Annotated in this window: 25 protein-coding genes; 9 read left to right on the forward strand and 16 right to left on the reverse strand. The window is 60.2% G+C overall.

The window, feature by feature from the left end:
- Nucleotides 1-8: 8 nt before the first annotated feature.
- The 6 genes from rarD to Q8K09_RS16885 form a co-directional block, all read right to left on the reverse strand.
- Nucleotides 9-899, reverse strand: coding sequence for an EamA family transporter RarD (gene rarD, locus Q8K09_RS16860; protein ID WP_305256146.1), 891 nt, complete (start codon nucleotides 897-899; stop codon nucleotides 9-11).
- Nucleotides 896-1,771 carry a carboxylate/amino acid/amine transporter gene (locus Q8K09_RS16865; protein ID WP_305256147.1) on the reverse strand — a complete coding sequence of 292 codons (876 nt, stop codon included), beginning with the start codon at nucleotides 1,769-1,771 and terminating at the stop codon, nucleotides 896-898. Before Q8K09_RS16865 ends, rarD begins: the two co-directional genes overlap by 4 nt.
- A gap of 200 nt (nucleotides 1,772-1,971) precedes the next feature.
- Nucleotides 1,972-2,862, reverse strand: a complete 891-nt coding sequence (locus Q8K09_RS16870) for a flagellar motor protein MotB (protein WP_305256148.1) — start codon at nucleotides 2,860-2,862, stop codon at nucleotides 1,972-1,974.
- Between the two features lie 15 nt (nucleotides 2,863-2,877).
- Nucleotides 2,878-3,648 carry a flagellar motor protein PomA gene (gene pomA, locus Q8K09_RS16875; protein WP_305256149.1) on the reverse strand — a complete coding sequence of 257 codons (771 nt, stop codon included), beginning with the start codon at nucleotides 3,646-3,648 and terminating at the stop codon, nucleotides 2,878-2,880.
- Between the two features lie 513 nt (nucleotides 3,649-4,161).
- The gene (locus Q8K09_RS16880) at nucleotides 4,162-4,761 is read right to left on the reverse strand and encodes an FMN-dependent NADH-azoreductase (RefSeq protein WP_305256150.1); all 600 of its coding nucleotides are present in this window, start codon (nucleotides 4,759-4,761) and stop codon (nucleotides 4,162-4,164) included.
- A gap of 279 nt (nucleotides 4,762-5,040) precedes the next feature.
- Nucleotides 5,041-5,355: a 3-phosphoglycerate kinase gene (locus Q8K09_RS16885; protein WP_305256151.1), complete on the reverse strand. Its 315-nt coding sequence runs from the start codon at nucleotides 5,353-5,355 to the stop codon at nucleotides 5,041-5,043.
- Nucleotides 5,356-5,585: 230 nt separating this feature from the next.
- Between Q8K09_RS16885 and Q8K09_RS16890 the strand changes: the two genes are divergently transcribed.
- The 4 genes from Q8K09_RS16890 to Q8K09_RS16905 all read left to right on the forward strand — a co-directional run bounded on the left by Q8K09_RS16890 (nucleotide 5,586) and on the right by Q8K09_RS16905 (nucleotide 9,886).
- Entirely contained in the window at nucleotides 5,586-6,512 is a 927-nt protein-coding gene (locus Q8K09_RS16890; protein ID WP_305256152.1) for a LysR family transcriptional regulator, read from the forward strand.
- Nucleotides 6,513-6,550: 38 nt separating this feature from the next.
- Entirely contained in the window at nucleotides 6,551-7,378 is an 828-nt protein-coding gene (locus Q8K09_RS16895) for an alpha/beta fold hydrolase (protein WP_305256153.1), read from the forward strand.
- Nucleotides 7,372-7,926, forward strand: coding sequence for a peptidylprolyl isomerase (locus Q8K09_RS16900; protein WP_305256154.1), 555 nt, complete (start codon nucleotides 7,372-7,374; stop codon nucleotides 7,924-7,926). Before Q8K09_RS16895 ends, Q8K09_RS16900 begins: the two co-directional genes overlap by 7 nt.
- A 127-nt stretch (nucleotides 7,927-8,053) precedes the next feature.
- A complete protein-coding gene (locus Q8K09_RS16905) occupies nucleotides 8,054-9,886 on the forward strand; it encodes an ABC transporter ATP-binding protein (protein WP_305256155.1) in 1,833 nt (610 codons plus the stop codon).
- A gap of 693 nt (nucleotides 9,887-10,579) precedes the next feature.
- Here the strand turns inward: Q8K09_RS16905 and Q8K09_RS16915 are convergent.
- Entirely contained in the window at nucleotides 10,580-11,704 is a 1,125-nt protein-coding gene (locus Q8K09_RS16915; protein ID WP_305256156.1) for a GNAT family N-acetyltransferase, read from the reverse strand.
- Nucleotides 11,705-12,070: 366 nt separating this feature from the next.
- Between Q8K09_RS16915 and Q8K09_RS16920 the strand changes: the two genes are divergently transcribed.
- Nucleotides 12,071-13,168: a porin gene (locus tag Q8K09_RS16920; RefSeq protein WP_305256157.1), complete on the forward strand. Its 1,098-nt coding sequence runs from the start codon at nucleotides 12,071-12,073 to the stop codon at nucleotides 13,166-13,168.
- 156 nt (nucleotides 13,169-13,324) lie between these two features.
- Entirely contained in the window at nucleotides 13,325-14,020 is a 696-nt protein-coding gene (locus Q8K09_RS16925; protein WP_305256158.1) for a DUF2057 family protein, read from the forward strand.
- A gap of 158 nt (nucleotides 14,021-14,178) precedes the next feature.
- Here the strand turns inward: Q8K09_RS16925 and Q8K09_RS16930 are convergent, their stop codons facing one another.
- From Q8K09_RS16930 to Q8K09_RS16960, 7 genes are all read right to left on the reverse strand, one after another.
- The gene (locus tag Q8K09_RS16930; protein ID WP_305256159.1) at nucleotides 14,179-14,778 is read right to left on the reverse strand and encodes a DoxX family protein; all 600 of its coding nucleotides are present in this window, start codon (nucleotides 14,776-14,778) and stop codon (nucleotides 14,179-14,181) included.
- 54 nt (nucleotides 14,779-14,832) lie between these two features.
- Nucleotides 14,833-15,531 carry a DUF2063 domain-containing protein gene (locus Q8K09_RS16935; protein WP_305256160.1) on the reverse strand — a complete coding sequence of 233 codons (699 nt, stop codon included), beginning with the start codon at nucleotides 15,529-15,531 and terminating at the stop codon, nucleotides 14,833-14,835.
- The gene (locus tag Q8K09_RS16940; RefSeq protein WP_305256161.1) at nucleotides 15,528-16,370 is read right to left on the reverse strand and encodes a DUF692 domain-containing protein; all 843 of its coding nucleotides are present in this window, start codon (nucleotides 16,368-16,370) and stop codon (nucleotides 15,528-15,530) included. The genes Q8K09_RS16935 and Q8K09_RS16940 overlap by 4 nt, the downstream gene beginning before the upstream one ends.
- Before the next feature lie 46 nt (nucleotides 16,371-16,416).
- Complete coding sequence (locus tag Q8K09_RS16945) at nucleotides 16,417-16,716, reverse strand: hypothetical protein (RefSeq protein WP_305256162.1); 300 nt, start codon at nucleotides 16,714-16,716, stop codon at nucleotides 16,417-16,419.
- 290 nt (nucleotides 16,717-17,006) lie between these two features.
- Entirely contained in the window at nucleotides 17,007-17,240 is a 234-nt protein-coding gene (locus Q8K09_RS16950; protein WP_305256163.1) for an anti-sigma factor, read from the reverse strand.
- Entirely contained in the window at nucleotides 17,234-17,845 is a 612-nt protein-coding gene (locus Q8K09_RS16955; protein ID WP_305256164.1) for an RNA polymerase sigma factor, read from the reverse strand. The genes Q8K09_RS16950 and Q8K09_RS16955 overlap by 7 nt, the downstream gene beginning before the upstream one ends.
- On the reverse strand, nucleotides 17,845-18,966 hold the full coding sequence (locus Q8K09_RS16960) for a beta-ketoacyl-ACP synthase III (protein ID WP_305256165.1): 1,122 nt from the start codon (nucleotides 18,964-18,966) through the stop codon (nucleotides 17,845-17,847). The genes Q8K09_RS16955 and Q8K09_RS16960 overlap by 1 nt, the downstream gene beginning before the upstream one ends.
- A 459-nt stretch (nucleotides 18,967-19,425) precedes the next feature.
- Here Q8K09_RS16960 and Q8K09_RS16965 point away from each other — a divergent pair, with 459 nt between their 5' ends.
- Entirely contained in the window at nucleotides 19,426-20,037 is a 612-nt protein-coding gene (locus Q8K09_RS16965; protein ID WP_305256166.1) for a LysE family translocator, read from the forward strand.
- Between the two features lie 496 nt (nucleotides 20,038-20,533).
- Complete coding sequence (locus tag Q8K09_RS16970; protein WP_305256167.1) at nucleotides 20,534-21,256, forward strand: ABC transporter substrate-binding protein; 723 nt, start codon at nucleotides 20,534-20,536, stop codon at nucleotides 21,254-21,256.
- Between the two features lie 21 nt (nucleotides 21,257-21,277).
- Here Q8K09_RS16970 and zapA read toward each other — a convergent pair whose 3' ends face one another.
- A complete protein-coding gene (gene zapA, locus Q8K09_RS16975) occupies nucleotides 21,278-21,580 on the reverse strand; it encodes a cell division protein ZapA (protein ID WP_305256168.1) in 303 nt (100 codons plus the stop codon).
- Nucleotides 21,577-21,819, reverse strand: coding sequence for a hypothetical protein (locus tag Q8K09_RS16980; protein WP_305256169.1), 243 nt, complete (start codon nucleotides 21,817-21,819; stop codon nucleotides 21,577-21,579). Before Q8K09_RS16980 ends, zapA begins: the two co-directional genes overlap by 4 nt.
- Before the next feature lie 323 nt (nucleotides 21,820-22,142).
- On the opposite strand from Q8K09_RS16980, the gene Q8K09_RS16985 reads away from it, so the two are divergent.
- The gene (locus Q8K09_RS16985) at nucleotides 22,143-23,486 is read left to right on the forward strand and encodes an erythromycin esterase family protein (protein WP_305256170.1); all 1,344 of its coding nucleotides are present in this window, start codon (nucleotides 22,143-22,145) and stop codon (nucleotides 23,484-23,486) included.
- Nucleotides 23,487-24,037 lie beyond the last annotated feature (551 nt).

A 24,037-nucleotide genomic window follows, 5' to 3' on the forward strand; every position in this document is an offset into this window, starting at 1 on the left:
GCCTCCTGTCATATGTGCCGCTGTTTGATCAGCAGCCGCGCACTGTCCCAACCGACCAGCAGCACCGCCAGCCAGATCGGCAGGTACGTCAGCCACTGCTGGGCATTGAAGCTTTCGCCAAGAAACAGCAGTGCCACCAAAAACAGCAGCACCGGCTCAACGTAACTGAGAATGCCAAACAGCCCCAGTGGCAACAACCGGCTGGACGCCATCATCGCGGCAAACGCCAGGGCACCAAGCAAGCCCAGGCCAGGCAATAGCCACCACAATTGCGGCACTTGAGCGAACACCGCCACCGGCCCCCAGGCGACGATCAGCCACACCGCCAGAGGCGCCAGCACCAGCATTTCCAGAATGAATCCGGACAAGGCATCCAGGCGCATCCAGCGGCGCAACATAAAGTACGGGGGATAACCCAGCGCGGTTACCAGGGTAATCCAGGAAAAATTCTGCAGCCGCCAGAGCTCATGCAGCACACCGAGCAACGCACAGCACACTGCCAACTGCTGCAGCGGGCGCAAACGCTCGCCGTAGAAAACCCGCCCGGCCAGCACCATTGCCAGAGGCAACAAAAAATAACCCAGCGACACATCCAGCATGTGCCCGGCCAACGGCGCCCAGACGAACAAGGCCCACTGCACGCCAATCAATGCTGCCGAGAGTGGCAAGGCTGCCAGCAATAACGGCTCATGGCGCAGACGGCCAATGGCCGACGCCAACACCGTCCATTGTTGAGTCACGGCGACCATCAGCAACACCGCAGGGATCGACCACAGCACACGCTGGGCGAACACCTGCACACCATCCAGCGGCGCCAGTTGCTGCACATAGCCAGGAATAAGCGCAAACAGCAAAGAGGCACCAACCGACAGCGACACCCCACGCCCGGACAACTTCATCGCATCTCCTTCGCCGCGTATAACTGCCGGCTGCCGAACCGGGTCAACAGCAGAGAACTGGCAATCACCGCACCGCCCAGACTCAACCGCAAAAGATCGGCATCGTGGTTCCACAATAATAAATTGACCAACAGACCCGCTGGCACCAAGGCATTATTCATGACCGCCAGGGTGCCACCATCGACCAGGCTCGCGCCTTTGTTCCACCAGTAAAGACCAAGCCCGGATGCCACCATACCGAGCCAAACCAGGACCCACCACTGACTGGCGCTAGTGGGTAAGCGGGCGGCGTTACCGAACAGCAAGAAGGCCGGCAAGGCGATGACCAAGGCACCCAGGTAGAAGTAGCCGAAGCGCTGGTACTGCGGAATGTCCGAGGGATGCCGGACAAGCAAATGCTTGTAGAACACCTGCCCGGCGGCAAACGTGGCGTTGGCGATCTGCAGCAGGAAGAAACCGATATAAAAGTCCGTACCGGGCTGGTCGTAGCGAATAATCGCTGCACCCGCCACGGCGACTAATGCGGCAAGCAACGCCCAGGGATTGAAACGCCGATTGAAGGCATCCTCGATCAGGGTCACATGCAACGGCGTAAGAATGGTGAACAGCAGCACTTCCGGCACGGTCAGCACACTGAAACTCAGGTACAGACAGACATAGGTGACGCCGAACTGCAGCGCGCCAATCAACAGCATGCCGCGCATGAACGCTGGCGCCACGCCATGCCAGCGGGTCAACGGCAGAAACACCAGACCGGCAATCAGCACCCGTGTCAGCACGGCAAAATAACTGTCCACTTGGCCGGCCAGGTACTCGCCGATCAGGCTGAAAGAAAAAGCCCAGAGCAGGGTCACAATTAGCAGATAACGCATCACCACCTCCAATTGGGCGGCGAGCTTAACAGGCGGGCGGTAAAAATATTGAGCGTCGTCGCGAGGCTGCCTGCAAGCGGTCGCGACTGGACGTGCAGCGCGGGGCTAGAAGCGCTTATTGCGCTCAATCACGCTGCGTGGGACATACACCGCGCAGAAACCCGAGCCGCCGCGCGCCTGGAGGTGGGGCTTGCGCAACCTCAGCGCTGCTCAACTTCCATATCCGGCTGCACGCCATCGCCGCCTCGCAGCAGGCTGCGCAGCTGTTCGTCATGCTGATCGTCAGCGCCGGACTGATCGATAATGATCTCCACCCGACGATTCAACGCCCGATTTTCCGGCGTGTCGTTGTCCGCTCGCGACCGGGTATCGGCAAAGCCGCGCAGACTCATACGCGCTGGCGACACCTGGGGGTTGAACAGCAGGGCATTGGTCACCGCCGACGCTCGCGCGGCAGACAGATCCCAGTTGGAATTGAAACGCGCCGTACTGATAGGAATGTTGTCGGTATGACCCTCAATGGCCAGCTCGCCAGGAATAGTCACCAGAGCATCGGAGATACGCATCAGCAGGTCTTCAAACTCCGGCGTCAGCTCTGCCGATCCGGAAGAAAATGAACCCTTTTCTTCGACCCGCAGAATAATCCGCCGATTCTCCTCAAGCAGTTGCATGCGCCCGGCCTGAAGTTCTTCGTTGAGAATTTGCTGCAGCTGCTCAGTGCTTTCCTTGACTTGCTCCTGGGCCATGCGCTCCTTCTCAGCCTCGGCATCCACCTCACCGCGCAGGGTATCGAGCTGCGGATCCTGAGTGGTGGTCTGCTGACGCACCTGATCCACTGGCGTCGGTTCAGGCTTACCCGGAGAGAACTTGTCAAACACGGCACTGGTACCCATCGGCACCTCAAGCGCCGGCACATCACGCTGCACGCCAAACGCCTTGGACAGCTCACCAGCAATCTGTTTGAAGCGCATCGCGTCAATTTCGGAAAAAGACAGCAACAACACGAAAAAACACATCAGCAGCGACATCAAGTCGGCAAAAGTCATCACCCAGGCCGGAATACCAGCGGGAGCCTCGTCATCATCACTCATATTTCAGGCACTCGTTCAACCAGGCCCGGCATCCGCTGCAGTTGCTCGCTTATCCGGTGGCAAGTAAGTCTTGAGCATTTGCTCGATAATGCGCGGGTTGATCCCATCCTGGATGGCCAGCAGGGCGTCGATCCACAACGCCTGCATGCGCGCCTCCTCGGTCATGCGCAAGTTGAGTTTGTCCGCCAGAGGCAGGCACAGCATGGTCGCCAGCATGGCGCCGTACAAGGTAGTGAGCAGGGCAACGGCCATGGCAGGGCCGATGGACTTGGGGTCTTCCATGTTGGCCAGCATCTGCACCAGCCCGACCAAGGTGCCGATCATGCCCATGGCCGGGCCAACATCACCCATGGCAGTGAACACCTTGGCGCCCCAGCGGTTGCGATCCAGGGTCAACAGGCGCTCTTTCTCCAGAAAGGTGCGAATGGTGTCATGGCTTTGACCGTCGATCATCAACTGGATGCCGGACTTGAGAAAGGGCGAGCTGATCTCACGATCTTCCAAGGCCAACACACCTTCCTTGCGCGCAACCATGGCGATCTCAATCAGCTCGACAATGGTTTCCTCAACGCTGGGCAGACGGAACTTGAAAGCCCGCGTCGCCACTTTGAAAGCACCGAAGAACTGCTTGATGCTGAACTTCATCAACACCACAAACAGACTGCCAAGGATCACGATCATCAACGATGGAACGTTGAAAAACATGCCACTGGAAGCGCCTAGGAAGATGGTCGCGCCAATAATCCCGAAAGCGCCGAGTAAACCGATAAGCGTGGCTAAATCCACCTTGATTCCTTAATGCGAGATCAACGCTCGGCAAGACCCGTGCATTTTTTTAATTTGGCGAGTCTATCCGACAAAAGATCAACTGGAATACTGAAAAATAGGGCAAAAGGCCAATTTTTTGGCTCTGCCGCCGCGGGCTTGATCCATGCCTTGCTTAAGGGACGACCAAGCGGCATTGCACTTTAGTTGCGAAACGTTGTCCGCGCACGCGCTAGTTCTCGCGAATCAATCCCCCCCGTGCAAGTAGCCAGCGCGCGGCGCCTGCGGACGGAATTGCGGCATGCATCAGCGCAGATCGGCGCGAGGTTGCACTGTGCGCAGCGCAGTCCTGTTGGCAGCAGCAGACCTCGCTGGACGTCGTCACACTGCCGTCAAGGCATGCCCGGAACCCAACCGGCTTAACGCCTGGCAACACGCCGCGGCGAAACAGACAATTTCTTGACGTCAATTTACAAAAAAAGCCAGACACCTAGGTGCCTGGCCGTATCCAAGGAGCCATAGATACAAACGTAATCAGATGAGTTCAGCCAACTGCGCCTTGGCCTCGGCCAGGCCTTTTTCCATGAAGTCAGCACCCAGGTTGAGGCCTTCTGCATGGATGAAGCTGACGTCATGAATGCCGATAAAAGCCAACACCTGGCGCAGGTAGGGTTCCTGATGATCCATGTTGCCCCCGGCGTAGATACCGCCACGGGCCGTCAGGACGAAAGCCCGCTTGCCAGTGAGCAAACCTTGCGGCCCGGTTTCGCTGTACTTGAACGTGACGCCGGCACGCAGCACATGATCCAGCCAGGCCTTCAGGGTGCTGGGGATTGCGAAGTTGTACATAGGCGCGGCCAGCACCAGCACATCGGCAGCCAGCACTTCATCGGTTAGCGTGTTGGACAGGGCCAAAGCCGCTTGCTCTGCAAGGCTGTGCTGGTCGGCTGGAGTCATCCAGCCACCGAGAAGGTTGGCGTCCAGATGCGGAACTTGATCGACCGCCAGGTCGCGAACCTGAATCTGATCGGCCGGGTGAGCGGCTTGCCACCGGGCAATGAATTGCTCGGTAAGCTGACGCGAAACCGAGCCCTGTTGGCGGGCGCTGCTTTCGATTACCAGAACATTGGACATGTTGTGCTCCATCAGAGGTTGATTAACGTCGATGGTGCAAAGGGTAGTGACGCAGCAATCGATTAAAAAGTGCAAATAACAGCTTCCACCTATCGATAAAATTGATTTATAAAACACCCAATACTGGCGCCCGTCCAGAAATAGGGATTTATGCAGGCAGGACTGCGAAGAACGACTGGTTGCTCTTGTTGGGCTGCGTTCCTCAGCGCCAACTTACAATTTGTGCTTGATTGCCATTCGGGTACAGACGCCTAGGCTCTGCATTGAGCGGCCAGCGGTTTACTTCAGGCCACAGGTTAGCTGCACGCGAAGTTTGATGATGCTACGGGCGAATTTTACGGTCAGGTTGCTGTTTTGCCCCGGCGCCAACAACACCTGGCGGGTGCGCGGAGCCTCAGGACCGTTGCGGAACACCGCCTTGCACTCAGCCTCGGTCTGGCCATAGTTGTAGAGCAGCACCGCGGCCATGTTGTGATCGATTTCCTGGGAGGTGACTGACACTTCGGCACCGTTGAACTGTTTTTCCAGCTCGATCGGATAAGCGAAAGCAACCAGCGGCAACAGTGCGATCAAGGCACAGCAAACGTTTTTCATGCGGCAGTCTCCAACAAAGGACTGCCAGTTTAGAGCGAGTTCACCTCAGCGGCGGTGAAAATATTGCGCGCCGTCTCGCAATCGCCTCCACAGGTTCGCGGCAAGTTAAAGGCGGGGGCGTTTAGTGCGCTAAATGACCTCACTCAATACCGTTGCGGGCTGCGTGAAACGGTCGCCGTAGGCAAAAGCCTTTTGCAACCGCTCACGACGCGCATGTACAGGAGAAGATAATGAAAGCCCCCCGCGTGACCCTTGACCAGTGGCGAACCTTGCAGGCCGTAGTCGATCAGGGCGGCTTTGCCCAGGCCGCCGAGTTACTGCATCGCTCGCAATCCTCGGTCAGCTACACCGTGGCCCGCATGCAGGAACAGCTCGGCGTGCCGCTGCTGCGCATCGAGGGCCGTAAAGCCGTGCTCACCGAGGCCGGCGACGTGCTGTTGCGTCGCTCAAGGCAACTGGTCAAACAGGCCAGCCAACTCGAAGACCTGGCCTTTAACATGGACCAGGGCTGGGAAGCCGAAGTGCGTCTGGTAGTTGACGCCGCCTACCCGACCGCTCGCCTGATCCGGGCGCTGGCCGCTTTCATCCCGCAGAGTCGCGGCTGCCGCGTACGCCTGCGCGAGGAAGTCCTGTCAGGTGTCGAAGAAGTGCTGCTCGAAGGCACCGCAGACCTGGCCATCAGCAGCCTGCCCATGGTTGGCTACCTGGGCCATGAACTCAGCGAAGTGGAATTCGTCGCAGTTGCCCACCCCGACCACCCGCTGCACAAGATGCAACGCAAACTGACCTTCGAGGATTTACAGAACCAGTTGCAGGTGGTGATTCGCGACTCGGGGCGCAGCAAACCGCGCGACGTCGGCTGGCTAGGCGCCGAACAACGCTGGACGGTCAGCAGCCTGTCGACAGCGGCCTATTTTGTCAGCAGCGGGCTAGGCTTCGCCTGGCTACCGCGCCATCAGATCGATAGAGAATTGAGCGCTGGCATCCTGAAAACCCTGGAGCTGGAACAGGGCGGCTCCAATCACCCACGCTTTACCCTCTACAGCCACAAGGACAAAAGCCTGGGGCCGGCCAGCCAGATTCTTGTAAACCTGATCAAGAACTTCGACGCGGCACCACTCAATGCGCCCTTCGCCGCGCCTCAATCCGCCAACTAAATCCGCCAACTGAGTCAGCCAACTGACGGGAATCATCCATGTCCTACTTCGATAACGACGGTTGCCAACTGCACTACGAGGAATACGGCAAGGGCACGCCGGTACTGCTGGTGCATGGCCTGGGTTCGAGCACCCGCGACTGGGAATATCAGATCCCCGAACTGGCGGCGCACTACCGCGTGATCGCCATCGACATCCGCGGGCACGGCCGCTCGGACAAGCCGCGCGAACGCTACAGCATCGCCGGTTTCGCCGAAGACGTGAGCGCGCTGATCGAGCACCTGGGGCTGGACAGGGTGCATCTGGTGGGCATTTCCATGGGCGGGATGATCGGCTTCCAACTGGGCGTCGAGCGCCCCGAACTGCTGAAAAGCCTGACCATCGTCAACAGCGGCCCGGAAGTGAAGGCGAAAAGCCCACGCGACTTCCTGGAAATTGCCAAACGCTGGAGCCTGTCACGCCTGCTCAGCCTCGACACCATCTCCAAGGCGCTGGGCAAACTGTTGTTTCCCAAGCCCGAGCAAGCCGAGCTGCGGCGCAAGATCGAAGAGCGCTGGCCGCTCAACGACAAGCGCGCCTACCTGGCCAGCCTCGACGCCATAATTGGCTGGGGAGTACGGGAACGCCTGGCACGCATTACCTGTCCGACTCTGGTGATCGCCGCCGATCGCGACTACACCCCGGTTGCGCAGAAAGAGGCCTACGTCAGGGAAATGCCCAATGCGCGCCTGCTGGTGATCGAAGATTCGCGCCACGCCACACCACTGGATCAACCGCAACGCTTCAACAGCAGCCTGCTGGCCTTCCTCGAAGAAGTCGAACAGACTGCCCACACTGCCCTCAACAAGGATCAACAAGCATGCTGAAAAAACTCGCCCTCGCCGCCTGCACCGTACTGTTTGCCAGCAGCCTGCTGGCCGCGGAAAACCCGAAGGTACTGCTGACCACCAGCCTCGGTGAAATCGAAATCGAGCTGAATGCGGAAAAAGCACCCGTCAGCGTGGAAAACTTCCTCGCCTACGTGGACAGCGGTTACTACGCAGGCACCCAATTTCACCGGGTAATCCCGGGGTTCATGGTGCAAGGCGGTGGCTTCGATGCCGGCATGCAACAGAAGCAGACACAAGCCGCGATCAAGAACGAAGCCGACAACGGCCTGCACAACGTACGCGGCACCCTGGCCATGGCGCGCACCCAGGTGCGGGATTCCGCTACCAGCCAGTTCTTTATCAACCACAAGGACAACGCCTTCCTCGACCACAGCTCGCGCGACTTCGGCTATGCGGTGTTCGGCAAGGTGACACGCGGTATGGATGTGGTCGACAAGATCGCCCAGGTGCCAACCAGCAATCGCGGCGGCCACCAGAACGTACCGCGCGAGCCAGTGCTGATTACCGAAGCCAAGCGCCTCTGATCCACCCCGCAGGGTGCGCATGACCCCAATGCCCACCCTGCGTATTCAGCCTCCATCTGCGCAACACCCGTGCCGGCAAACTGGCTAGAATCAGGCTCTTTTCCCTGACCTAGGCAGGCTGTCTGACATGCTGTTTCGCCACTTCGAAAAGCTGATCGACGTATTCAAAGCCAGCCCCGACGTCGAACCGCCGGCCGCCATGCTGGCCTTCTATGCCCACTACCTGCGCCAGGTCTGGCCGCTGATGAGCGCCGTATTGGTGGTCGGTTTCGTCGCAGCCTTGATCGAAGTGGCGCTGTTCAGCTTCCTTGGTCAGCTGATCGACATGACTCAGACCACCCCGAGTGGCGAGTTCTTCGAACAGCACCAGCACACCCTGCTGTGGATGCTGCTGGTAGCACTGGTCATCCGCCCGCTGGTGTTCGGCCTGCACAACCTGCTGACGCACCAGGCCATCAACCCCGGCCTGACCAACCTGATTCGCTGGCAGAACCATCGCTACGTACTCAAGCAGAGCCTGGGCTTCTTCCAGAACGACTTCGCCGGGCGCATCGCCCAGCGCATCATGCAGACCGGCCCCTCACTGCGCGACTCGGCCATGCAGGTGGTCGACGCGCTCTGGCATGTAGTCGTCTACGCTGCCAGCGCGCTTTACCTGTTCGCCGCTGCCGACCTGCGCCTGATTGCCCCGCTGCTGCTGTGGATCATCGGCTACTGCGCGGCGCTCTGGTACTTCGTGCCAAGGATCAAGGAACGCTCTGCGGCAGCCTCGGCGGCGCGCTCGAAAGTCATGGGCCGGGTAGTCGACGGCTACAGCAACATCACCACCCTCAAACTGTTCGCCCACACCCAGGTCGAGGAGCACTACACCCGCCAAGCCATCCAGGAACTGCTCGGTAAGGTGCGCCTGCAATCGCGCATCATCACCACCCTGGACTTCCTGGTGACCTGCCTCAACGGCATGCTGATCGTTTGCACCGGCGCCCTGGCACTGTGGCTGTGGAGCCAGGAACTGATCAGCACCGGCGCCATCGCCCTGGCGCTGGGCCTGGTGATTCGTATCAACGGTATGGCCGAATGGATCATGTGGGTGGTCAACGGCATCTTCGAGAACGTCGGCACCGTGCAGGACGGCATGCAAACCATCGTCCAGCCGCGTCAGGTGCTCGACCACGACCAGGCAAAGCCGCTGCAGGTCAACAGTGGCGCGGTGCAGTTCGACAATATTCACTTTCATTACGGCAACAGCCACGGAGTGATCGGCGGCCTGAGCCTGACGGTTGCCCCCGGTGAGAAAATCGGCCTGGTCGGCCCTTCCGGCGCGGGAAAATCGACCCTGGCGAACCTGCTCTTGCGCCTTTATGACCTGGAAAGCGGGCGCATCCTGATCGATGGCCAGAACATCGCCGAAGTGACTCAGGAAAGCCTGCGTGCACAGATCGGCATGGTCACTCAGGACACCGCCCTGTTGCACCGCTCGATCCGTGACAACCTGCTCTACGGCAAACCCTCTGCCAGCGAGGCTGAATTACTTGAGGCGGTGCGCAAGGCCCGCGCCGACAGTTTTATCCCGCAACTCGACGACGGCCAGGGCGGCCGCGGTTTCGACGCCCAGGTTGGCGAACGCGGAGTGAAACTCTCCGGCGGCCAGCGCCAGCGCATCGCCATCGCCCGCGTCCTGCTCAAGGACGCGCCAATTCTGGTGCTAGACGAAGCCACCTCGGCGCTGGACTCGGAAATCGAAGCAGCCATCCAGGAGAGCCTGGACAGCCTGATGCAGGGCAAAACCGTGATCGCCATCGCCCACCGCCTGTCGACCATCGCGCGCATGGACCGCCTAGTGGTGATCGACCAGGGCCGCATCGTCGAAACCGGCAGCCACAGTGAGCTGATTGCCCAGGGCGGCCTCTACGCGCGGCTTTGGCAACACCAGACAGGCGGGTTTGTCGGGGTGGAGTAAAACGCCGGTCGCGACCATGGGTCGCTAAGGTTGATGCGTATTGTCAGACTATCCTCCTGTAGGAGCGGGGGGGGCACCCAGCCCCATGCCCGCGAATTTCTCAAGGAGAACGCTTATGGACGAGCATCCCTGCCACAAAAAACCCGGCCACGCGGCCTTACGCAAAGGCCGTGCATCGGTCTGCAGTACGGCTTATCTGATCACCACAACCAGCGAAAACCGACAACCGCTATTCACCCACTTCCCTGCGGCCTGCGCGGCCGCGCGCTGTTTCGAAGACAACAGCTTGCTCAGGGAGAGCCAGATGCTAGCCTGGGTGCTGATGCCCGACCACGCCCACTGGCTGTTGCAGCTTGGCGAGAAGGACAACCTCGGTGAGGTAATAGGCCGACAGTTCCCGCAACGCCAACCGAGCCCTGAATCGAACGGGCCCGCTCTGGTCAAAAGCCTTTCACGACCATGCCCTACGCGAAGAGGAAGACCTGCAAACAGTTGCCCGTTACATCGTGGCCAATCCATTGCGGGCAGGTTTGGTTGCACGGATCGGCGATTATCCGTTCTGGAATGCCGTCTGGCTTTGATAAGGCTCAGCGATGGTTGGTGTCTTCGATATCGATTCGCGGGCATGGCCCGCTCCTACGGTATGGAGGCGCGCTGTGCTTTTGTAGGAGCGGGCCATGCCCGCGAAAATCCTCAAGCCTGCCGATACGGCAACTGCCCGCGCGCGTCCTCGGCGTAGCCCTGCACACCTTGGCGCTCGTCCTGCAGAAAGTCGGCCACCGCCGCGCGCAAGCCCAGATGGCAGAGATAGTGCCAGGAGTGGGTGATCACCGGCTCAAAGCCGCGGATCAGCTTGTGCTCGCCCTGCGCACCGGCATCGAAACGTTGCAGCCCCTGAGCTATCGCATAATCCATGCCCTGGTAGAAACAGGTCTCGAAATGCAGCCGATCGAACTCCGCCAGGCAACCCCAATAGCGCCCATACAGGCTGTCGCCACCCATCAGGCTGAAGGCCATGGCCACCGGCCTGGCGCCTTGACGAGCCAATACCACGCGAATCATCTGCGGCATACGCTCGGCCAGCAGACTGAAGAAGGCACGCGTCAGGTAGGGCGACTGACCACGCACGCGGTAGGTATTGGCGTAGCACAGGTAGACGAAATCCCACTCCAGCTCGCTCAGCTGATGGCCCTCACGCCAGTCAAACTCGATGCCCTGCCCCGCCACCTGTTCGCGTTCCTTGCGCATCTGCTTGCGCTTGCGCGAACTGAGCGCATCGAGAAAATCCTGGAAATCCCGATAGCCGCGGTTGTGCCAGTGGTATTGGCAGCCCAGGCGCTGCAACCAACCCTCGCGCCCCTGCAGCAGCGCATCATCGGCCGGGCTGGTGAAATTGATATGCAGGCTCGACAACCCTTGCTGCGCCAGGCTCGCACTTAACTCATCGAGCAACTGCCCGACCGCAAGGGGATCGCCGAGCAAACGCTGCCCCCCCACCGGCGAGAACGGAATGGCACCCAGCAGCTTGGGGTAATAGTCGATGCCCGCCCGGTGACAGGCATCCGCCCAGCCGTGGTCGAACACATACTCGCCATAGGAGTGGCTTTTTATATAGGCCGGCATAGCCGCCAGCAGTTGCCCCTGGCCGTCGTGCAACAGCCGATGCGCCGCCTGCCAGCCGCTTCGCCCGCCAACGCTACCGCTGTCTTCCAGGGCCGAGAGAAAGGCGTGTCGCAGAAAGGGCTGCTCACTGGCCGACAGAGCGTCCCAGCTCGCTGCCGGCAAGCAGCACATGGAATCTGCGAGCAGAAGAGTCATAGCAAGCTCCGAAGGAAATTTCCCGAGGGGACAGCTCCGGTACTCCACGAACGAAACGGAACAGGCCCTGAAAGTCGCCAAGCATGATGCAGTCGCACGCGAGTCACCACAACTCGAAACCATCCTCAAAGCTTACTAATCAACGTATGAAGTTCGGCCGCTCGGCCTTACCGCCGCCATATTGCACCCACCAACATGACCTGACGTGCAATGCAACTGCTTGATTCTGAAAAAGTTCCACTGACTCTGAAATGTCACACGACAGCAAACCTTCTGTCATATGGGCCTTCCATAATCGCCTCCGTCCAAACAGATGATGTCATGCCAATGGCAATGACGGCCTATCATAAACGAAGGGGTTTTTCAATGAACATGAAGTTGATTGCGGTTGCTGTTGGTGCTGCTCTGTCGGTACCTGCCATAGCAATGGCGGACGTGAGCATCTATGGCCGTGCGCATGTATCGGTTGATTACCTTGACGATGGTGCCAAGTACTCCGAAACCAACCTGTCGAGCAACTCCTCGCGCCTGGGTTTCAAAGGCGACAACCAAGTCAACCCGGACCTGAAAGCTTTCTTCCAGATCGAGCAACAGATCAACTTCACCACCGGCGCTTCGAACGGCGGTACAGATTTCGCCACTCGCGACACCTTCGTTGGCCTGAGCGGGAACTTCGGCGCGATTCAAGTCGGTCGTTTCGATAGCCCGTTCAAGGTGGCTCGTGGCCCCTTCAACATCTTCGGCGACCAAGTCGGCGACATGAACAACCTGGCACGCGTCACTGCCGGCCGCCTTGACGAGCGTTATGACAACACCATCCAGTACACCACGCCTAGCTTCAATGGCTTCAACGCTAAAGTGGCCTACTCGATGTACAAGGGGCAGTCTCTCAACATCACAGATACCAATGCCAACAACGAAGATAGCGATGCTTTCAGCGCCTCGTTGAACTACATCGGTGGCCCGCTGGAAGCCTCTCTGGCCTACGAGCAGGTAGAAGAGGATGCTCTGCGTGGCGAGGCTGACTCTATTCGCGCCGCTGCCGCCTACAAAATCACCGACACCTTCAAACTGGTCGGTTTCTACCAAACCACCGATTTCGACGGCTTTGATGCCACTACCAATACTCAGCGTGATGCTGGCTCCTTCAACGTCTACGGCCTGGGTGGCGAATTCGCAATTGCCAAAAACACTGCCCTGAAAGCTACCTGGATGACCAATGACAGCGACGCCGAAAGCGCCGATGCTGACATGTGGGTTGTGGGTGTCGAGCACAAACTGGACAAAGCGGTACGCGTCTACGCCAACTACGCAGTAGTGGACAACGATAAAAACGTTGCCTATTCCCCATGGGCACAGTCCCGCACTGCCACCCCTAGCAACCAGTCAATCGTCAATGGTGTGAACGAAGCACTTGGTGAAGAAGCTGCTGGCTTCACCGTAGGTCTGCGCTACGATTTCTAAATCCCCTCGCGGATTAGAATGAAAACAAACCGGGCTGCTCCCTTTGGGACAGCCCGGTTTGTCATTTAACTGACACTTATCAGTCTTATTATTGTTTTCGAAATGCAATCGACCCAACCGCCGAGTACCGGCGAGCCTTCGTAATTAGGAGTTTCCATGCGCCGCTTGTTCGTTATCACAATGGCTTTTCTGATGACCGCCTGTGCCCAGCAACCGCCAGTTCAACTGTATTCCGGCGCACCGCTGCCGCAGAGCAAGGTACTGACTGTAGTGGTTCCCGTAGAGTTGGAAATTCGCAGCATCAACGGCCAGCCCTACTCCGCAGCCAACGCCGCGAATGGTCTAGACGACAAAGAATTGCTCCTACAGCCGGGCTCTTACCAGCTCCAGGCCTTCTACAAGAATGGTTTCGACATCGCTGGCGGCATCAGCCACGAAGTGGTACGTGGCCGCACCGCCATCTTCAATATCGAGGGTAAAGCCGGTGACCTCTGGCGCCTCGAGTTCGACCGTCCGAGCAATCTGGAAGAAGCCAAGAAGCTCGAGAGCGAATTCAGCGCCTGGGCCGTGAACACCCGCACAGGTGAGCGTGAGCAAGCACAAGCCGGCAACCGTAACGTTTCGGCACTCGCCGCCCTGATGGGATCCAGTGAAGTTGCCCCGCAAGCCGCTACTGTCGCACCACTGGGCACAGCTGCCGGTGCAGCGACCCAACCAGTAGTCCTGTATCCGGCACCAGCTCACGCTGCTGCACTGCCGCACAGCGATGCAACCCTGACCACTCTGCAACAAATGTGGAACCTGTTGACCCCGGAAAGCCGCAGCACCTTCCTGAAATGGGCTCAACAGTAAACACCTCACTAGGGCACCTTCGGCGTGTAGGTGCCACCTCGCAAGGCGGACAGAGGAACACGTCCGCAGCAGCTTCACTGTAGGTGTTCATTCAATACGCCAACGCATGGACAGGGCCTCAGCGGCCCGCACCCTTGCGGCGGCGGGCCACCTTCAGTTCAAGGCTGCTGACGAAATACCCGGCCCAACCAGTAATCCAGACTTAACCAGCGACCGGCACCACTGAAAAACAGCACCACCAGCATCACCAAATAGGTGGCAGCAAACTCGATGCCGTTGTTCAGCACCACCAGCTTGCCGCTGCTGGTCAGCCAGTCGTAGTTGCCATGCTCTTTGAGCAGCTCACGGGCACGTTCAAGCTTGCCTACCGACTCCACTACCCGTTCGTTGGCAAACGGCGCACCGGCGTCGGCAATCGCCTGCCAGCCATAGGGCAGGTGCACGGCGAAGATCGCCACCAGCATGGTGACGATCAGCGGGATGCTCACCCAACGCACCGCCAGGCCGAACAGCAGCAGCAACGCCCCGCCCGCCTCGGTCAGCGCGGCAGCCCAGGCCAGCAGTTCTGGAAATGGCAAGCCCAGACCCCAATCCGGGTTGCCGAACCAGGCAGCGGTGGCGTCGATATCCGCCAGCTTGTGCATGCCAGCCATCCAGAACACCGGCACCAGATACAGGCGCAGCAATAACGGGCCGATAAAATCCAGGCGGCGGGTAGCGTCCAGGGCATCCTGGAGACGATTGAAAAAGCTCAGCATGGTTAAATCTCCACAAGCCGGCGCTCGGCGCCGAGGATCAGATACAGCGAGGGGTTAAGGGCACCAGATACCTTGGCGTTGCCAGTCATCCAGCAGGCTCTGGGCGTTATTGAAGTACTGCGTGTCAGCCGTCAGGCCATGCTGTTGCGCCAGTTCAAGCAAAGCCGCCTCGACAGTGGCCCCGCCCTGCAGACGCGCGGCCAACTGATAGGCGAACGGACTGAGCTGCATAAAGCGCACCTTATCCTGCCCATCGCGCCAGACCAGCAAGCAGGTCGGCTCGGCAGGAGGCGTGGTGGGTTGGAAGTCCACGCCAATACGCTGCACCGGCCACTGATAAGCCAACGGCCAGGCCAGTGGCGACCAGCCCTGCTCCGCAAGGTCGGCCTCACTGACATCCAGCGCCAGCTCGACCCACTCGTAATGCGCCAATTCGAGGATAAACAGCGGGTCACCCGGCTCGGCCACATAGCCCTGCTGCAACCAGGCGAGAAACTCCTGACTGATCTGCAAGAAATACGGCGTGTGCGCCTGATGTTCGGCGATAAAGCTGCGCACCAGGCGCTGCCAGCGGCGTGCCTCAATCAGCCGGTGCAGCACCGGGAAGGCGCCACTGATAAAGCCTTCGATATTGTTGAAAAACAGTTCTTCATACACCGCCATTCGCTCGGCTGGAATGCCATCGAGCAAGGGTTGCTCGGCCGGCTGGCGAATACGCGCAGCAAACTGTTGCTGCAGTTCAACGCCACTCATGTGCCGTACCCTCTAAACGGAGCGCCAGCCGCTTGCAGCTGGCGAATCTGTGCCACCTCGGCATACAGCTCGGCAATCGGCGGGAAGTTAAAGTCGCGCTCCAGCAAGGTCGGGCGCACCCCATGCACGGCGTAGGCCTGAGCAAGCAGCGCCCAGACCGGGTCGATGATTGGCGCGCCGTGGGTGTCGATCTTCAGATCGCTTGCCTGGTCGTAATGCCCGGCCACATGCAAATAAGCAATCCGTGCACTGGGCATTGCGGCGATATAAGCCGCTGCATCGAAGTTGAAATTGATGCTGTTGACGAAGACGTTATTCACATCCAGCAACAGCTGGCAGTCGGCCTGCTCCAGCACCGCACAAACAAACGCGGCTTCATCCAGTTCGCCCGGCAACTGCGCATAGGCCGAGACGTTCTCGATGATCAATGGGCGCTCCAGCACGTCCTGCACGATGCGCACGCGCTCGGCGATACGCAGCACCGACTCCTCGGAAAAGGGCAGCGGCATCAGGTCATATAACTGGCCATGGTCGGCGCAAGCCGACAGATGCTCGCTGTAACCGCCGATCCCGTGCTGCTCCAGAAAGACCTTGATAGCCTTGAGCAGCTCGATATCCAACGGAGCAAAACCACCAAGGTTGAGGGACAGGCCATGGCAGAGAAACGGCAGGCGCTCACTCAGGGCACGCAATTGCTTACCCAAACGCCCACCGACACCGATCCAGTTCTCCGGTGCCACTTCGAGAAAGTCCAGCTCATCGCTGCTGCATTGCTGCAGCGCGCCGAGCAGGCCGCGACGAAGGCCCAGCCCGGCACCACTGACAAAATTCACCTGCATGCCCTGCCCCTTGCACCCAATAACTTGGTTTAGCTATCGGCTTTAGTTACTCGGCTTTCTTCTCAGCACCGCACTTGCCTTCCCCGCATTTACCTTCGCCTTCGCTCTTGGCTTCGCCACCACACTTGCCTTCACCACATTTGCCTTCGCCTTCGGCTTTCTTCATGTCACCACCACATTTGCCCTCGCCACAGCTGCCTTCAGCAGACTTCTCGGCAGCCGCCAGGCTGTAGCCACTACTCAGTTCCTGTGCCGCGAAGGGGTTGCTGGCGGCCTGTACGCTGAAAGCGGCGCTGCTCAGCAATACAGCTCCCAGGGTGGCAACAACGCTATTCAGATGTTTCATGGCAACTCTCCAGTGCAGTTAATAATGGGGCCAGAGTGGCACCCTCGAACCAATAGAGTGAGTCCAGGCGCAGGCGTTACAGAGCCACAGAAAAAATATACGAACATAGCGACGGCGCCCAAGTATCTACGGCCACTCGCGGCAAGACGAATTTCAGGGGGTTGCACACCCGCGCCCGCTTACAGAGCGCCGAGAGCCACATAAGGCAAAAGCATGGGATACCCTCGCGGGCTGACGCTCCGGGGCCTAGTCACGCGTCATCACGACCACGCATGAAACGCAAACAGGCCCTACTGTTGCTGGCGGCGCATTTCGGCCAGCTTGGCGGCCAAGGCATCCAACTCGGCGCTCTGCCCTTGCGGCAGTTGGCGCAACGCCGCTTGGCTCAGGCGCATCTGGCGGATAAAACGCCGACAGCGAAAACACATGAGCACGTGCAGGCGTACGGCCACACGCTGGCGCACGCTCAAATGGCAATCAAGCAGATCGCTGGAAAGGGCTACCAGCTCCTTGCAACTCAACATTGGCCGGTCTCCTCGAAATGCTCAAGGGTGGCGTAAACCTTGAGCCGGGCGCGATGCAATAACACCCGCACATTAGAGGCGGAGACCTGCAAAAGGTTACAGACCTCATCCAACTCCAGGCCTGCGAGCTCACGCAGATGCAGCACACTGCCTTGCAGCTCGGGCAGACTGCCCAGGGTTTTCTCCAGGCACTCGCGCAGCTCATCCTCGGTCAGCAGGGCTTCCGGGGTATCGTGGTGCCAGGCATGAGGACCGAGCAGCCAGTGACCGTTTTCGGCGAAGCGCTCGTCGCCGATGCTGCCGTGGGGGGCCGGCAGGTCATCGAGCAGCACCTCGCGGCGGTTGTGTTTGAGGCGGGTCTTGGCGCTGTTGGCGGTGATGGTCAGCAACCAGGTCTTGAGGCTGGAGCGGCCCTGAAACCCCTCCAGATTACGCACCACCGCCAGCCATGCATCCTGCACTGCTTCGTCGGCATTGCGGCTGCCGACAATGGCGAAGGCCACCGCGCGCATCGCCCCCTGATAAGTGGCGACCAACTCGCGAAAGGCCTTCTCCTCGCCAGCCAGCAGGCGGGCGAGCAGCGCGCTATCGGACGGGTAGTCCATTACCGCTTACGCAGAATCACGCTGCCGATCGAGTAACCGGCACCGAAGGAGCTGAGCACGCCCAGTGCGCCACTCGGCAGGTCGTCCTGGTTTTTGTGCAGGGCGATCACCGAACCGGCCGAACTGGTGTTGGCGTAGGTATCGAGAATCACCGGCGCTTCACCCGGCTCGGCATCGCGGCCAAGCAGCTTGCGCGCGATCAACAGGTTCATATTCAGGTTGGCCTGGTGCAGCCAGAAGCGCTTGACGTCGCTGACGTTCAACTGATTTTCCGCCAGGTGGCTGGCGATCAGCTCGGCGACCATCGGGCAGACTTCCTTGAACACCTTGCGGCCTTCCTGGACGAACAGCTTGTCTGGCGCAGCAATGCCCTCTTCCGCAGCACGGTTGAGGAAGCCGAAGTTGTTGCGGATATTGTTGCTGAACTGGGTGATCAGCTTGCTGCTGACAATCTCGAACTGCTGCGCGGAGGTGGCCAGATCGGCCCGCTCGACGATCACCGCAGTGCAGGCATCACCGAAGATGAAGTGGCTGTCGCGGTCGCGGAAGTTCAGGTGCCCGGTGCAGATTTCCGGGTTGACCATCAGGATCGCCCGCGCCTGGCCGAGCTGTACGGCGTTGGTCGCAGCCTGCAGGCCAAAGGTAGCCGAGGAACAGGCCACGTTCATATCGTAACCAAAGCCCTTGATACCCAGCGCCGCCTGCACTTCGATGGCGACTGCCGGGTAGGCACGCTGCAGATTGGAGCAGGCAACTATTACCCCATCGATATCTGCTGCGGTCTTGCCCGCACGGGCCAGCGCCTCTTGGGCTGCGCCGACGGCCATCTCGCAGAGGATGCCCCATTGATCGTTGGAGCGCTCAGGGATGCGCGGCACCATGCGTTGCGGATCGAGGATGCCGTCCTTGTCGATCACGAAGCGGCTCTTGATGCCCGACGCCCGCTCGATAAAAGCGCTGCTCGACTCGGTCAGCGCCTCGACTTCGCCACTGGCGATAGCCGCCGCATTAGCAGCATTGAACTGCTGCACATAAGCATTGAAGGACTCCACCAACTCGTCGTTGGAAATACTGTTGGCTGGGGTATACAGGCCGGTACCACTGATCACGGCATTGTGCACGGTCAATCCTCTTGTTCTCTCGCCGCGCGGGGCGGCCAATTATCCAGGCTGCCTCCGGCGGGCGGCCATCGGCATCACATCTGGGAGCCAGCGGGGCGATAGCTGCCTGGCAAAAGCACACCCCGTATCAAGCCGCAGAGTGTGCCACAGCCAAGACGGTTTCGCCCGCACCTCAAACAAGCGCTTGACTGGCGGCAGGCGCACGCGTGTAGGTTGGCGCGCAGCGCGCAGGTTGAGCGCAGAGAAGCCCAACAGCTACCTGCATGTTCGCCGGGCTTCGCGGCTATGCTTCTCAGGCAACGCGACTCGGCTTATTGTCCTCGCACAGTTAACGGCCCCGTAGGCAAAAGCTAAGCGTCACGCGGCCAATACCCCGACAACCATCGAATACCGCCGCGAGGTTTCCGCAACCTCACAGCCCGCGGCGCTAGAACAACCATCAGCAACGGATACCCCGACATGGCCCTGCACACCTGGCTGCTCTACCTGACCGCCGTTATCGGCCTGGCGCTGACGCCCGGACCCAACGGCCTGCTCGCCCTGACCCACGGCGCGCTTTATGGGCATCGCCGCACGCAATGGACGATAGCGGGAGGCGTCTGCGGATTTGTCGTGCTGATGGCCCTGTCGATGTTCGGCATCGGCGCCCTGCTGAAAGCCTCGACCGATGCCCTGATCCTGCTCAAATGGATCGGTGGCGCCTACCTGATCTGGCTCGGCATCCAGCTCTGGCGAGCCCCGGCGCTGCACCTGGCGGCAATCGCCCCGGCCGCCGCAAAACCCGGCTCGGTATTATTGCGCCAAGGCCTGCTCTCGGCTCTTTCCAACCCCAAGGTGATTCTGTTCTTCGGCGCCTTCCTGCCGCAGTTCCTCGACCCGCAGCGCAGCCTCTGGCTGCAATTCGCCGTGATGGCGCTGACCTTTGCCCTGGTCGAGGGCGTCGTTGAATACCTGCTGGCCCGCGCCGCCCACCGCATTCGTCCCTGGCTGGAGCGCAGCGGCAAAGGCTTCAACCGCTGCTGCGGCGGACTCTTTGCGTTGATGGGTGCATCCTTACCCATGATCCGCTAGAAGACGTGCGCACCACTGACAACCGGATGCCCGGTGCGCACGGCGCACCCTACGGGCCGGTGTCGGCATCTTTACCCGTGATCCGCTAGAAGACCTGTAGGGTGCGCCATGCGCACCACTGACAACCGGGTGCCTGGTGCGCACGGCGCACCCTACGGGCCGGTGGGTGCATCCTTAGCCATGATCCGTTAGAAGACCTGTAGGGTGCGCCATGCGCACCACTGACAACCGGGTACCCGGTGCGCACGGCGCACCCTACGGGCCGGTGGTGCATCCACACCCATGATCCGTTAGGGTGCATCCTTAACGATAATCCGCTAAAAGACCTGTAGGGTGCGCCGTGCGCACCACTGACAACCGGGTACCCGGTGCGCGCGGCGCACCCTACGGGCCGGTGTTGGCTAAACAATAAATTTGCAGACCGTTTCACCCCGTCACCGCCAGGCAGGCCACACGTCGCCCGGCGCAAACAAAAATGATCCGCCTTGGTGCCTAGATGCGCTGTTTGTCACTTGCCTTGATCCTGTGCAGCTTCAGCGCCAGCGCCGAAGAGCGGCCGCTGCGCTTTTCTGTCAGCGAAAGCTGGGCCATGCCCATGATCCACATCGAGAACGGCCGGGCGACCGCCGGCATTCTCTTTGACCTGCAACAACGGTTAGCCGAAAAAGTCGGGCGCCGCGCCGAGATGCTGGTGCGCCCGCGTCTGCGCATTCAACAGATGCTGGTGCGTGGTGAAATCGATGTGCGCTGCTATGTCAATCCAGCCTGGCTGAGCGAGTCGCACCATCAATACATCTGGAGCGTGCCGTTCATGGTCCAGCGCGACCTGCTGGTCGGCCGCAGCCAGCAGCAAGTGCAATTGAACCAGATGCCAGGCGAGACCATCGGCACCGTACTGGGTTTCACCTACCCCAGCCTCGACACCTTGTTTACCAGCGGCCAACTGATACGCGACGACGCCCGCACCCAGGAACTGGCCTTGGCCAAGCTTCAAGCCAAACGCTACGACTACGCCATCAGCAACGAACTGATGCTGCAGTGGTACAACCGCCAACAGCCTGGCGAAGAAAAACTGCAACCGCTGCTGGAAGTTGCCAACGACATAGTCGCCTGTATCGTGCGCGACGAACCCGACGTGCCGACCATGCGATTGCTACGCGCGCTGGTGCAGATGAAACAGGCAGGCGAGTTCGACGCTATCCTCGCGCGCTACCGCTGAACCGCGCCAGCACCGAGCGGCTCACGCCTCGCGGATCAACCCCGCAATATCGGCAACCCTGGCGCTGACTGCGCCCTCGATCCGCTCGATTTCCTGCTTGTGACGCTGTTCCTGCTCAGCCTGCTGCGCACACAGCTTCAATGCCGTGAGCACCAGCAAGCGATCGCCGATCAGGGTCGGCGACTGGGCTTTGGTCTCTGCCAGCAGACGCTTGAGCAGCAGCGCCGAGGCGGCCAGGTCTGCCTCTTTATCGGCAGGCACCTTGATGCTGTAGTCATTGCCGAGGACCGAAATGATCTTGATCGTCAAACCGTCACCAGTCATACGTTAGCCGGGCTCGCCTTGACAGTGCCAGTGGCCAGCTCGACCAGAGCCTGGATGCGCGTAGCAGTGGCGCTGTGCAGCTCTTCCTGCTCAATCGCGTTCAACTGCAAGGTCTCGTTTTCATCCTTGATTTGCGCCAGTTCGCCGCTCAATTGCGTGTTTACGCCCTGCAGTGCCTTGTTCGCCTGCACAAGGTCACCGACCAATTGTTCCAACTGACTTAGGCTATTTTCCAACATATTGATTCCTTGAGCTTTTTGGCGGGTCGCCACAATAAAGAAAAGCCCCGGGAGAAGCCAGAAGTCGCCGACCGGCGTTTGCGACCAGAGGCCAGGACCTATCGGCAGAGCCTCATATAAAAGCCCGTGCCCTGGCATCAGCACCCCGCGGGACCAACACAATTCAGTCGCTCCGACAGCCCCTTGCCGCCATGAGTTCCCACTAATGGGCAGACGACTGGCCATGTCCCGGGCAGCGACCGCTTGCGTTCGTCGCCGCGCCAAAACACACCCGCCGGGCCGCACTACGCTATGGGTGATCGATTCAGCCACTGAGGTGCGCCATGGGAACCCCGGTCGAAATAGTCAACCGTTCGCCAGCCCAAGCAGCCGACCTGCCTGCCCTCATCCGCCACTACGCCGAACCCCTGCCGGACCTGCACAGCAGCGCCTTCGCCGACCTGTTCGACCGCTACGGCGATGCCCGCGTGCTGCTCATAGGTGAAGCTAGCCATGGCACCTCGGACTTCTACCGCACCCGCGCCGCGATTACCCAATGCCTGATCGAGCGCCACGGCTTCAACATAGTCGCCGTCGAAGCGGACTGGCCGGATGCCGCGCAGCTCGACCGCTTCGCCCGCCAGCGCGACGCCTCGGCCTGGACCCAAAGCGCCTTTACCCGCTTCCCCACCTGGATGTGGCGCAACACCGATGTGTCGCGCTTCATCCACTGGCTGCACCACCACAACCACGCGCTGCATGAAACGCAGCGCGTCGAGTTTCGCGGCCTGGATGTCTACAGCCTGCGCAACTCCATGGCCGAGGTGCTGCACTACCTGGATCAGGTCGACCCGCAACAAGCCCGGCAGGCACGCCAACGCTATGCCTGCCTGTCGCCCTGGCAAGACGAGCCGGCGCGCTATGGCTTGTTCGTCGAACATGGCCAAGGCGATTCCTGCGAGGACGCCGTGGTCGCCCAGCTCAACAGTCTGCTGGGCAAACGCCTGGACGCCTGCACGCACGATCACGAACAACTCTTCAATGCCGAACAGAACGCCCGGGTAGTGCGGGCAGCCGAGCAGTATTACCGGGTCATGTACCGCGGCTCTGCGGCCTCATGGAACCTGCGCGACCGGCATATGTTCGACACCCTGCAGGCCCTGTTACAGCACCGCGGCCCGGCAGCAAAAGCCGTGGTCTGGGCGCACAACTCGCACATCGGCAATGCCGCTGCCACCGCCATGGGCTGGCGCGGCGAATTCAACATCGGCCAACTCAGCCGGCTTGCCTGGGGCCACGACGCCGTACTGATCGGCATGGGCACCGACCATGGCCAGGTCGCGGCCGCCGATGACTGGGATGGCGAAATGCATATAAAGGACGTCCGCCCGGCACGCCCCAACAGCTGGGAATATCAATTTCACCAAAGCGGCCTCAGTGCCGCCCTGCTCGACTGGCGCGACCCCAAGCGCCAACGCCTGCGCGACGGCTTGTCCACCCTCCTGCTCGAACGCGCCATCGGCGTTATCTACCGGCCGCTGACCGAACTGCAAAGCCACTACTTCCAGGCCGTGCTGGCCAATCAGTTCGATGCCTTCATCTGGCTCGACGAAACCCACCCGATCAAACCACTCAGCGCCCCCGCCAGTACCAGCCACGACGACGAAACCTACCCGTTCGGGATCTAACACGCCTGATCGCCACGCAACCCACACCACTACTGGCGGCGGGCGCTGCAAACAAACGCTGCACTGGCGCCTGAAAACTGCCGAACAAGCACCTCACCGGGTATTTGCCGGGCCGCACACGCCTTGGCTTGGTTCAGCCAGCGCACTGCACTATGCTCGGCCAGGCACAGGGAATGTCAGCCCCCGCCTAGTCGGCAAGGACCGTCGCAACGCCCTGCCTTTTTAATCCATCCATCGCCAGTCCCGTCGTGCGCAAGGGGGGCGGTAGCGTGCCTGAGTCGCCGTCAGCCCAAAGGGCCATGCACGCCTCAACCTTCGCCGCCGCCCTCTCGCCTGGATGCTGATAACGGTGAAGACCAATAAAGCGCGTTACCCACACGCTATAAACTTGCTCAATGCGAATCGGCTCATGCTTCAAGCGAACCTGCTCACGAACCTGATTGAGCAACCGAGGCTTTCCGTCCATGGTGTATAACTTTCTTTTTTGCCGAATCACCGCTGCAGCCCTGAGCCTAGAAGGCCCAGCACGACGCGACAAGAAGGTTATCCAC

This window comes from Pseudomonas sp., from assembly GCF_030683065.1.
GTDB lineage: Bacteria > Pseudomonadota > Gammaproteobacteria > Pseudomonadales > Pseudomonadaceae > Aquipseudomonas.

Excerpts from the sequence above, each read along its gene's own strand:
- Q8K09_RS16950 (WP_305256163.1), bottom strand. The coding sequence starts at position 17,240 with ATGTTGAGTTGCAAGGAGCTGGTAGCCCTTTCCAGCGATCTGCTTGAT.
- Q8K09_RS16935 (WP_305256160.1), bottom strand. The coding sequence starts at position 15,531 with ATGAGTGGCGTTGAACTGCAGCAACAGTTTGCTGCGCGTATTCGCCAG.
- Q8K09_RS16890 (WP_305256152.1), top strand. The coding sequence starts at position 5,586 with ATGAAAGCCCCCCGCGTGACCCTTGACCAGTGGCGAACCTTGCAGGCC.
- Q8K09_RS16885 (WP_305256151.1), bottom strand. The coding sequence starts at position 5,355 with ATGAAAAACGTTTGCTGTGCCTTGATCGCACTGTTGCCGCTGGTTGCT.
- Q8K09_RS16915 (WP_305256156.1), bottom strand. The coding sequence starts at position 11,704 with ATGACTCTTCTGCTCGCAGATTCCATGTGCTGCTTGCCGGCAGCGAGC.
- Q8K09_RS16905 (WP_305256155.1), top strand. The coding sequence starts at position 8,054 with ATGCTGTTTCGCCACTTCGAAAAGCTGATCGACGTATTCAAAGCCAGC.
- zapA (WP_305256168.1), bottom strand. The coding sequence starts at position 21,580 with ATGACTGGTGACGGTTTGACGATCAAGATCATTTCGGTCCTCGGCAAT.
- Q8K09_RS16965 (WP_305256166.1), top strand. The coding sequence starts at position 19,426 with ATGGCCCTGCACACCTGGCTGCTCTACCTGACCGCCGTTATCGGCCTG.
- Q8K09_RS16865 (WP_305256147.1), bottom strand. The coding sequence starts at position 1,771 with ATGCGTTATCTGCTAATTGTGACCCTGCTCTGGGCTTTTTCTTTCAGC.
- Q8K09_RS16985 (WP_305256170.1), top strand. The coding sequence starts at position 22,143 with ATGGGAACCCCGGTCGAAATAGTCAACCGTTCGCCAGCCCAAGCAGCC.
- rarD (WP_305256146.1), bottom strand. The coding sequence starts at position 899 with ATGAAGTTGTCCGGGCGTGGGGTGTCGCTGTCGGTTGGTGCCTCTTTG.
- Q8K09_RS16940 (WP_305256161.1), bottom strand. The coding sequence starts at position 16,370 with ATGCAGGTGAATTTTGTCAGTGGTGCCGGGCTGGGCCTTCGTCGCGGC.
- Q8K09_RS16980 (WP_305256169.1), bottom strand. The coding sequence starts at position 21,819 with ATGTTGGAAAATAGCCTAAGTCAGTTGGAACAATTGGTCGGTGACCTT.
- Q8K09_RS16900 (WP_305256154.1), top strand. The coding sequence starts at position 7,372 with ATGCTGAAAAAACTCGCCCTCGCCGCCTGCACCGTACTGTTTGCCAGC.
- Q8K09_RS16930 (WP_305256159.1), bottom strand. The coding sequence starts at position 14,778 with ATGCTGAGCTTTTTCAATCGTCTCCAGGATGCCCTGGACGCTACCCGC.
- Q8K09_RS16945 (WP_305256162.1), bottom strand. The coding sequence starts at position 16,716 with ATGAAACATCTGAATAGCGTTGTTGCCACCCTGGGAGCTGTATTGCTG.
- Q8K09_RS16920 (WP_305256157.1), top strand. The coding sequence starts at position 12,071 with ATGAACATGAAGTTGATTGCGGTTGCTGTTGGTGCTGCTCTGTCGGTA.
- Q8K09_RS16955 (WP_305256164.1), bottom strand. The coding sequence starts at position 17,845 with ATGGACTACCCGTCCGATAGCGCGCTGCTCGCCCGCCTGCTGGCTGGC.
- Q8K09_RS16925 (WP_305256158.1), top strand. The coding sequence starts at position 13,325 with ATGCGCCGCTTGTTCGTTATCACAATGGCTTTTCTGATGACCGCCTGT.
- Q8K09_RS16880 (WP_305256150.1), bottom strand. The coding sequence starts at position 4,761 with ATGTCCAATGTTCTGGTAATCGAAAGCAGCGCCCGCCAACAGGGCTCG.
- Q8K09_RS16870 (WP_305256148.1), bottom strand. The coding sequence starts at position 2,862 with ATGAGTGATGATGACGAGGCTCCCGCTGGTATTCCGGCCTGGGTGATG.
- Q8K09_RS16970 (WP_305256167.1), top strand. The coding sequence starts at position 20,534 with ATGCGCTGTTTGTCACTTGCCTTGATCCTGTGCAGCTTCAGCGCCAGC.
- Q8K09_RS16895 (WP_305256153.1), top strand. The coding sequence starts at position 6,551 with ATGTCCTACTTCGATAACGACGGTTGCCAACTGCACTACGAGGAATAC.